The sequence below is a fragment of the Rhodococcus ruber genome (genome assembly GCF_027270735.1).
Classification (GTDB): Bacteria; Actinomycetota; Actinomycetes; order Mycobacteriales; family Mycobacteriaceae; genus Rhodococcoides; species Rhodococcoides rubrum_A.
In genome coordinates this window covers 760799-769097 of the sequence record NZ_JAPWIJ010000001.1, presented here as the reverse complement: position 1 = coordinate 769097, position 8299 = coordinate 760799, and the positions used below count along the sequence as shown (strand labels likewise).

The window sequence follows — 8299 nt, the reverse complement described above, 5'->3', positions numbered from 1 at the left end:
GGCAGTGGGTACCAGCTCCTGCAGAAGCTCGAGCTGTGTCAGATCCCTCGCCATTGGCATGTCTCCTCGCATCGACGTCAGCTCACGAGCCTAGGGCCAAGGATGCGGCGCGTGTGGAGCCTCGCCGAGATTCTGTTAGAGGTAGCAACCGACGCCGACACCGCGTGGTGCGACGTCACAGGTCATTGCTGGGCAGGTTCGAGGCCGGAGAAGTTCGGTGCGCGGAAGACCCACCCACGAAGAGCGAGGAACCGGGCGGCCCCGAAGAGACCGCTGACGGCGATCACGACAACAACCTGGGCATAGGCCGGTGCGCCCGGAAAGAGGACGTGCATCGCGGCCAGTGAGGCGGTACTCAGACCGAGGCCGATCAGAGCCAGCCCGCCGGCTTCCCACTGAGTTTGGAACCAGCCGACCCTGCCGGCCGCATGAAAAGTGTGACGACGGTGCAGCTCGTTGGCCAGGACGGTACTGGCACTGACGCCTGCAAGATTTGCGGTGAACGATCCAAGGGAGGCAAGAGCCACGAACAACAGGGCGTACACACCGTTGCTCGATACCCCGACGACCACGAACCGAGTGAACTGAGCGAGAACCGATTCTCCGAGCATCCTCGACTTCATACGGGGCGCACAGGCCGACCGCCCAGGCGTTGCCGAGGCTTTCAGAGAGGTGCTCACGTGATCTCCAGTTGTAGAACCGGAAGCGTCGATCGGCGCTTCGCTTCGATACAACTCCGAACACGAGCACATCGGTCTCCGACGTGACGGACGTCTCAGGCTTTGGAGGAACTTTCTTCCCGAGCGCGCTTCTTACGGTCCAGGTCGATGTTGAGACTGTTGGGCTTGATCGACGCTACGAACAACACCGCAACGAGTACCACCACAACGAGGATGGTGATGACGACCACCGCGATGCCGAAGATTGCCAAAATACCGTTCATGTCCTGCCTCCCGTGTCAGGCAATACGGTACTTGTCGTAGACAGGCCCGTCGACGTGCACCCCCAGCTCACCGATCAGCTCACCAAGCGCTCCACAGCACGCATCGGCAACGACAACCAGGTCGGCCGGTTGCGGGCCTCGTACAGAACCTCGTAGACGGCCTTGTCGAGTTCGTATGCGCGCAGCAGATCGGCCTCGTCACGCGGATCCTGCCCGGCCACCGAGGCGTAACCGTCGAAGAAGGCGGCGATGCTGCGCGCGGCCCACAGGTCGGCTCGCTCCCGCATCGACGGGTCCTCGGGTTGATCGACCAGTAGGTGGTTGGCGGCATAGTCGAACGAGCGCAGCATTCCCGCGACGTCTCGCAAGGGGCTGTCCATCTGCTTACGCTCGGCCAAGGTCTTGGCGGGCTCACCCTCGAAGTCGATGAGCAGCCACCGCTCGGGAGTCCCCAACACCTGCCCCAGGTGCAGATCGCCGTGGATGCGCTGCACGGTGGTGCTGTTCGACGCCTCGGCCCGCGAGATGAGTGCCGTCGCCGCCGGAATGTACTGGGCGATCTCCGGCACCACCCGCGCCACGCCCGAGATGCGAGCCAGAATCTCCTCGACAGCGGTCGATTCGACCGAGCGTTCGACGGTACCCAGCACCGAGGCCAGGTCATGGTGCACGTGCGCGACAGCTGCTCCGATTCGATGCGCGTCCCGAGCGAAATCGCCCGGCAGTTCTTCGATCGGCGTATCGGGAGAATCGAACACCTCCCGAACACTTGCCAGCGCTGCGGTCCAGCCCTCGTTGGAGTTCGCCGCGAAGTCCTGAATCATGCCCAGAGTGGTCGGCTCTCCGCCGACGACGGCTTCCAGCCAGCCTCGCAGCGGTGCGACGTTGGCACTGCCCGCCTCCGCCAGGGCGCGATGCAGTTCCACATCGGGGCTCACGCCCGGCGGAACCTGTCGAAACAGCTTGAGCAACAGCAGATCACCGAGGATCACCGAGGTGTTGGACTGCTCGGCCCCCAGAACCCGACCGGGCAGACCGCTCGGCACACTCGAACCGTCGACGATATTGAATTCGATGCTGCCCGTGGAATTTCCGGAAGCGAAGGCGTCGCCGTACAGACCGATGATCTCGGGATCTCGTAATCCGTCGAACACGGCCACCTCGCCCGCCACCGGAAGCACCCAAGGCCGGAGCTCGTCGGTCAGCTCCGTGCGGAACCCCAGCGGCACCTGGTACGTCTGCGTCACCACCGCGCCGTCCTGTGTCATTCGCACCTCCACCAGCAGGTGCTCGGCCGCGAAATGCGGTTCGTCACGAAGAACTTCGCGTTCCAGGATCTGCACGGAATCCACGGTCGACCCCTTTGCACCGAACCACCGTTGCGCCGGTAGCCACGTCGCCAGCGCCTCCGTGAGCTGAGGTTCGACCGTGCGTGAAGCACTCGAGCTGGAACCGACCATGAGAATCTCTCGCCGCCTTCGTGGGAGTTTGCGGAGCTGTGACCGTACGAAGCGAAACCTACCCACTCCCGGCGACGCTCACACACCGACGGCAACGACACCCGAACGTTATGCAGGTCGTACGCCGGTGCACCGACATGCTCGTAGAGTGGTCACATGTCCGCTTCACTGACCGCCCACATCGATGTGCACCGCGCAGGTGATCGACTGAAAACCCGTGTGTCCTGGCTGGACTCGAAACATTCGTTCTCCTTCGGCCAGCACTACGACCCCGACAACACCCATCACGGGCTGCTGCTGGTCAACAACGACGACATCGTCACTGCCGGTCAAGGTTTCGAGACACACCCGCATCGCGACATGGAAATCGTCACCTGGGTGGTGCAGGGTTCCCTGGTGCACCAGGATTCCATAGGCCATTCCGGAGTCATCTATCCCGGACTCGCGCAACGGATGAGCGCGGGCAAGGGCATCATGCACTCGGAGAAGAACGACTCCTGGAACATCGAAGGCAATCGGCACACCGAACCCGTTCGCTTCGTGCAGATGTGGGTGTTGCCGGACAGTCCTGGCACCACGCCCGGATACGAACAACTCGAAATCGGCGACGAGTTGCTGCGCGGCGGGCTGGTCACCGTGGCGTCGGGGATGGAGAAGCACCGTGGGGAGGCTGCAATCGGCATCTCGCAGAAGTCGGCGGCGCTGCACGCGGCCAGGTTGTTGCCCGGGAGATCGGTAACGGTGCCCGACGCGCCTTTCGTCCACGTTTTCGTCGCCCGCGGCACCGTCTCGATGGAGAGCGTCGGTGAACTGTACGAGGGCGACGCCGTCCGTATGAGTTCGACTGGCGGACAACGTATTACTGCAACCGAACCAGCCGAGGTGCTGATCTGGGAGATGCACTCGCGGCTCGGCGGCTGACATGTACGTTCGATGACAAGTTGATCACGGGAACATGTTGGGGCGTGTGTGCACGGCAGACACCCGCATACACTCCCAGCGTTCACGAACGCCGACTTCGGAGGTACTCAACGTGTCGAATCAGAACCCGCCGCCCGGCGATTATCCGCCGCCCGGGAACTACCCTTCACCTGGCGAATACCCACAGCAGGGCGGATATCAGCAGGAGCCGGTAGCACCGAAGAACACCATCGGCACAGTCGCGCTGGTCCTGGCGATTCTGGGTGTGTTGTTCTCCTGGACCGTCGTCGGCGGAATTCTCCTCGGCCTGATCGCCATCGTTCTCGGCTTCATCGGACGGTCCAGGTACAAAAAGCGCGTCGCCACCAACGGCACCGTGTCCCTCATCGCGATCATTCTGGGTGTCGTGGCCGCAGCACTGTCGATCGTTCTCGTTGTCGCCGGCATCGGGTTGTTCAACGCAGTCGGTGGACAAGACTTCACCGACTGCATCAGCAACGCGGGCAGCGATTCTGCGGCGCAACAGCAATGTGCCGACGAATTCCGGCAGGACGTCGAGAACCAGTACGACGACTCGACACCGAACTGATTCGCGGCTGAGGCACCGGCAACTCGGTGCCTCGGCCGGTCCGGTGTCCTCAGGCAGGCAGGTCGCCTCGGGCCGACAGGTCAGCCACCACCACCTGGTTGCCGCCCTGCTTCTTGGCTTCGTACATCGCCGCGTCTGCTCGTCGTAACAGTCGCGTGGTGAGTGCGACGACATCGGCACCGATACCGTCACCTTCGGCCCTCGGGTACTCGCAGTGCGCTACACCGATGCTCACTGTCAGAGGTGCCAGGTCGCCCGCAGAGTGCGCGGCACTTCGATACTCCTCGGCCAATGCGCGGGCTTCGTACTCGGCCAGCTTGGTCACCACCGCGAACTCCTCGCCGCCCACCCTCGCGACCAGCACACCGTCCTTGGCCAGTCGACGCGCGATGAGCTGCAGGGCCGCGTCCCCTTGGTGATGACCGAACAGGTCGTTGATCGACTTGAATCGATCCACGTCCACGACCATCACTGCAACGTTGTCTGCACCGAGGAAGTAGACCGGTAGCGCCTCGTCGAGCCCTCGTCGGTTCCGCACCTGAGTGAGCGGGTCGAAGTTGGCCGCCTGCGCTTGAACCTGAAGTTTGAGCAGCAGGTATTGAAAGAAGGTCGGGCCCATGAACGTGATGGGCACGAGCACCACGAGTTGCGCGACTGCCAGACCGGTATCGGTGTTCGGCGACAACAAGATCAGCACGAAGAACAGCGCCACGGCCGTTCCGGCCCACAGTAGATGCAGCGCCATGACTCTCGGACTGTGGAAGAGCTGGACGTAGACGCTGTTGGCTGCGAGCATCGCGAGGGCCAGGAAGACGGCCTGAGGCGAGCCGTAGGCCAGCAGAACCAGAGTGGTTCCGACGTCCGAGTACGCAGCGAACGACAGGGACACACGCTTCGACGGCCATGGAGCCTTCAACCAGGCGACACCGACCACGAGCGTCGACACGATCGCAACGACGAAAATCCACCTACCTACCGCCGAGGTCGGCGGGGCGTCGGTGAGCAGCAGCAACGCAGCTGCGCCGAGTCCGTACGAGAACGTGCTCAGAGAAGCAGCGAGACGGTACGGCGCGAGCGCACCGTGCAGGCCGAGGTAGCTCACCACCGATTCGTAGCTGTGTGGCTGGTTCCACCACGTGCGCAGGAATGTCGATTGCACGTAACCTCCATGCGCGTTCCGGCCGAGCATCACCGGACCGGATGCTCTCCCGCCGGACCGGGCCGGACATATCGGCCGAGTCTGATGCTATTCGACCGAGGTCACCCCCGGATGTCTCTTCGGCGGAACACTGTGATTCCACCGATGCCGACGGCAGCAGCGACTACGACGAGCCACCCGATAGGCGCGAAGGACATGGCACCCCCCGGCAGTCGCGGAACGTGCGTGAAGGGCGAGAGATCGAGAAACTGCTGCGGCATGCCCACCACGGAGCCGATCTGGCCCAGGGCGACGAAACCGCCCAGAACCGCCCACAGCAGAGTCGCGAACCGAGGTACAGCGCCGAACAGAGCCACGCCGATGGCCGTCACCACCCACACGGCCGGGAGCTGACCCAGTGCGCCGCCCACAACGGACGGTAATTCGCCCGAGACATCGCCGGCCGCCGACCCGTATGTCAGCCCTACGGTGAGACCGACGACAAGCAGCAGCCACGCCGGGCCGAGGACGGCCAGGAGTAGATGCCCTGCCAACCATCGAATCCGCGTGACGCCGGTGGCGAGAGCGATCTCGGCCATACCCGTCTCTTCCTCACCGTGCAGCCGCAGCAGGGCCGACACCGAATAGGCCGCCACCATGATGCCGACGATGCTCAGCACGGCCGCGATGAAGGATTGTTCGAGTGTGGTGCCCCCGAACTTGTTCAGTGCGTCGCTGATGGCGGTGCTGCTGCCGAGTTGGTCACCGATTCCGTCCGTGGACGAGCCGATCGCGATTCCGAACAGGGCGAGCCCGACGGTCCAGACGACGGTGGTTCCGCGGGACAGCCGCCACGCGAGAGCGACGGGACCGGACAGTGACGGAACGGCGGCTACCCGGCCGCGGCGTTCGGCCCGCAAACCACTACCGAGATCGCGTCGATTCGCTGCCACGAACGCCGCGGCACAGAACGCGGCCGCAGCCGCCAGCGACAACAGCAGCGGCCACCACCTCTCGTCGGCGAACGGCCGCACCTGCGCCGACCAGCCGATAGGTGAGAACCACGACAGGGTTCCCGAGCCGATGTCGCCGATAGCTCTGAGAACGAACGCCACGGCCAGCACGCCGAGGGCGTAGCCGCGAGCCACACGGGCCCCGGACGCCACCTGTGCCGCCAGCGCCGCGCAGCCGACGAACACCGCACCGACGACGAGGATCGAGGCACCGAACGCGAGACTCCCGGCCACCGGCAGACCGAAGGCCCACAGCGAGACGAACGACAGCACTCCCGTCGCCACCACGCCGCCACCCGCAAGCAACACGGCCGCTGTCAGCCCTGCGTATCTGCCCACTGCAGTCGACCCGATCAGCTCGGTGCGCCCCGCATCCTCCTCACCACGGGTGTGCCGAACGACGGTGAGGATCGCCGCCAACGGAACGAGGGTGAGCATCAGTCCGGCGCGCCACGACACCAGGGCACCCAGGTCGCTGCCGAAGATTGGCCCGACGAGCGCCGCTTGTGCCGGCACTGCCTCGGTGCCGAGATAGAACGCTTGCCGGTCTGCCGCCGTCGGATACAGCCCCTCGAAGCTGACCGCGTACAGCAGCGGGAGCGCTCCGAGCAGAACGACCCATATCGGCGCTACCAGGCGATCGCGGCGCAGGTACAACCGCAGCAACGACCACGTGCCGCTCAGGCTGCTCATGCGTAGTACCTCATGAACAGCTCCTCGAGAGTCGGCGCAGAGCTGACCAAACTCTGCACTCCCGCATCGGCCAGGACGTGCATCACCGCAGCGAGGGCCTCGTTCTCCACTGTGCAGGTGACGGTGGTGTCGCCAGGAGAGGAGCCTGCGGAACGACCCGTTGAATCCACATCGACCGCAGTGACCCCGGCGAGTGTTGCGAGGTCGTCCGGTACTCGATCGACGGTGGCGGTCACCGTCGTTCGGGTGAGGTGCCGCATCGATGCCAGCGTGCCGGTATCCACCGTTCGACCGTCCTTGACGATGGTCACCGAGCTGCACAGTGCATCGACCTCGGACAGGATGTGTGACGACAGCAGCACCGTGACTCCGCGTCGGGCAGCGTCTTTCACACAGTCGGCGAAGTGCTGTTCCATCAACGGATCGAGTCCTGATGTGGGTTCGTCGAGAATCAACAGCTCGACGTTCGATGCCAGGGCCGAGATCAGGGCCACCTTCTGCCGATTGCCCTTGGAGTACGTTCTGCTCCGCTTACCGGGGTCGAGCGCAAATCGTTCGAGCAGTTCGGCGCGGCGCGTGGCGTCGATGCCGCCGCGCATTCGGCCGAGAAGGTCGATCACCTCACCGCCGGTCAACGACGGCCACAGCGTCACATCGCCCGGGACGTAGGCCAGACGTCGATGCAACGCCACGGTGTCGAGCCATGGGTCCGCGCCGAGCAGTCGCACGGTGCCGGACGTCGCCCGGACGAGCCCGAGCAGTACTCGAATCGTCGTGGATTTACCTGCTCCGTTGGGGCCGAGGAAGCCGTGCACCTCCCCCGTTTCGACTCGCAGGTCGAGTCCGTCGAGCGCGCGGACCGAACCGAACGTCTTCACCAATCCGTCGACTTCGATTGCCTCGGTCATTTCTTGGCCTCCAGGTATGCGTCCAAAGCCTGAGAATCGGTGAACAATCCGTCGGTGTAGAGCTCGAGCGCCGGGAGCATGACCTCGTCACCGAGCGCGGTGAGAGCCTCACCGAAGTCGACGTCGGGGCCGGCCATCGCCGCGTACAGCAGTAGACCGCCCACGTTCTGTCGTGTCATGAATCGAGCTCGTGCCGCGGGGTCTCGGCTGGGCGTGAACCTGCCGTCGCGGACACCGTCGTCGATGTACCGGACGGCGTCGTCGACCATGTGCTCGAACAACTCTCGCGCCAGTGCGCCGCCCGCCGAGAAGCTCCGCACGATGTATGCGACCAGCGGCGCGTACTCGTCGATTCGAGCGAGCTGCTCCATCATCCCGGCGGGGCCTGCCGATGCGGACTTCGATTCCCGGATCACCCGCAGAACGTGCTCGTCACAGGCCGTGCGCAGGCCCTCCTTGGATCCGAAGTGGTGGTTGACGAGCCCCGGTGAGACGCCTGCCGCAGTGGCGATCGACCGCAGCCCGGCGGTGAAGCCCTGTGCGCCGAAAACGTCGATCGCGGTATCCCGGATTCGCGCCCTGGTCGTGAGATCCTCGGTTGCTGTACGCATGTGCAGCACATTAAACACCCGTT

9 protein-coding genes are annotated in these 8299 nt (G+C 64.4%); 2 read left to right on the top strand and 7 right to left on the bottom strand.

Annotated features, from left to right (window positions below; genetic code table 11):
• Nucleotides 1-182: 182 nt before the first annotated feature.
• The 3 genes from O4220_RS03745 to O4220_RS03735 form a co-directional block, all read right to left on the bottom strand.
• Nucleotides 183-623: a GtrA family protein gene (locus O4220_RS03745; protein WP_332112796.1), complete on the bottom strand. Its 441-nt coding sequence runs from the start codon at nt 621-623 to the stop codon at nt 183-185.
• A 152-nt stretch (nt 624-775) separates the two neighbouring features.
• On the bottom strand, nt 776-943 hold the full coding sequence (locus tag O4220_RS03740; protein ID WP_155289282.1) for a hypothetical protein: 168 nt from the start codon (nt 941-943) through the stop codon (nt 776-778).
• A 74-nt stretch (nt 944-1017) separates the two neighbouring features.
• On the bottom strand, nt 1018-2403 hold the full coding sequence (locus O4220_RS03735) for a maltokinase N-terminal cap-like domain-containing protein (RefSeq protein WP_269602220.1): 1386 nt from the start codon (nt 2401-2403) through the stop codon (nt 1018-1020).
• 156 nt (nt 2404-2559) lie between these two features.
• On the opposite strand from O4220_RS03735, the gene O4220_RS03730 reads away from it, so the two are divergent.
• The gene (locus O4220_RS03730; RefSeq protein ID WP_269602219.1) at nt 2560-3324 is read left to right on the top strand and encodes a pirin family protein; all 765 of its coding nucleotides are present in this window, start codon (nt 2560-2562) and stop codon (nt 3322-3324) included.
• 112 nt (nt 3325-3436) lie between these two features.
• Nucleotides 3437-3913, top strand: coding sequence for a DUF4190 domain-containing protein (locus O4220_RS03725; protein ID WP_269602218.1), 477 nt, complete (start codon nt 3437-3439; stop codon nt 3911-3913).
• A 49-nt stretch (nt 3914-3962) separates the two neighbouring features.
• Here O4220_RS03725 and O4220_RS03720 read toward each other — a convergent pair whose 3' ends face one another.
• From O4220_RS03720 to O4220_RS03705, 4 genes are all read right to left on the bottom strand, one after another.
• Nucleotides 3963-5072 carry a GGDEF domain-containing protein gene (locus O4220_RS03720; RefSeq protein ID WP_269602217.1) on the bottom strand — a complete coding sequence of 370 codons (1110 nt, stop codon included), beginning with the start codon at nt 5070-5072 and terminating at the stop codon, nt 3963-3965.
• 101 nt (nt 5073-5173) lie between these two features.
• Complete coding sequence (locus O4220_RS03715) at nt 5174-6757, bottom strand: ABC transporter permease (protein ID WP_269602216.1); 1584 nt, start codon at nt 6755-6757, stop codon at nt 5174-5176.
• Nucleotides 6754-7665: an ABC transporter ATP-binding protein gene (locus O4220_RS03710; protein WP_269602215.1), complete on the bottom strand. Its 912-nt coding sequence runs from the start codon at nt 7663-7665 to the stop codon at nt 6754-6756. The genes O4220_RS03715 and O4220_RS03710 overlap by 4 nt, the downstream gene beginning before the upstream one ends.
• On the bottom strand, nt 7662-8276 hold the full coding sequence (locus O4220_RS03705; protein ID WP_269602214.1) for a TetR/AcrR family transcriptional regulator: 615 nt from the start codon (nt 8274-8276) through the stop codon (nt 7662-7664). Before O4220_RS03705 ends, O4220_RS03710 begins: the two co-directional genes overlap by 4 nt.
• Nucleotides 8277-8299: the final 23 nt, after the last annotated feature.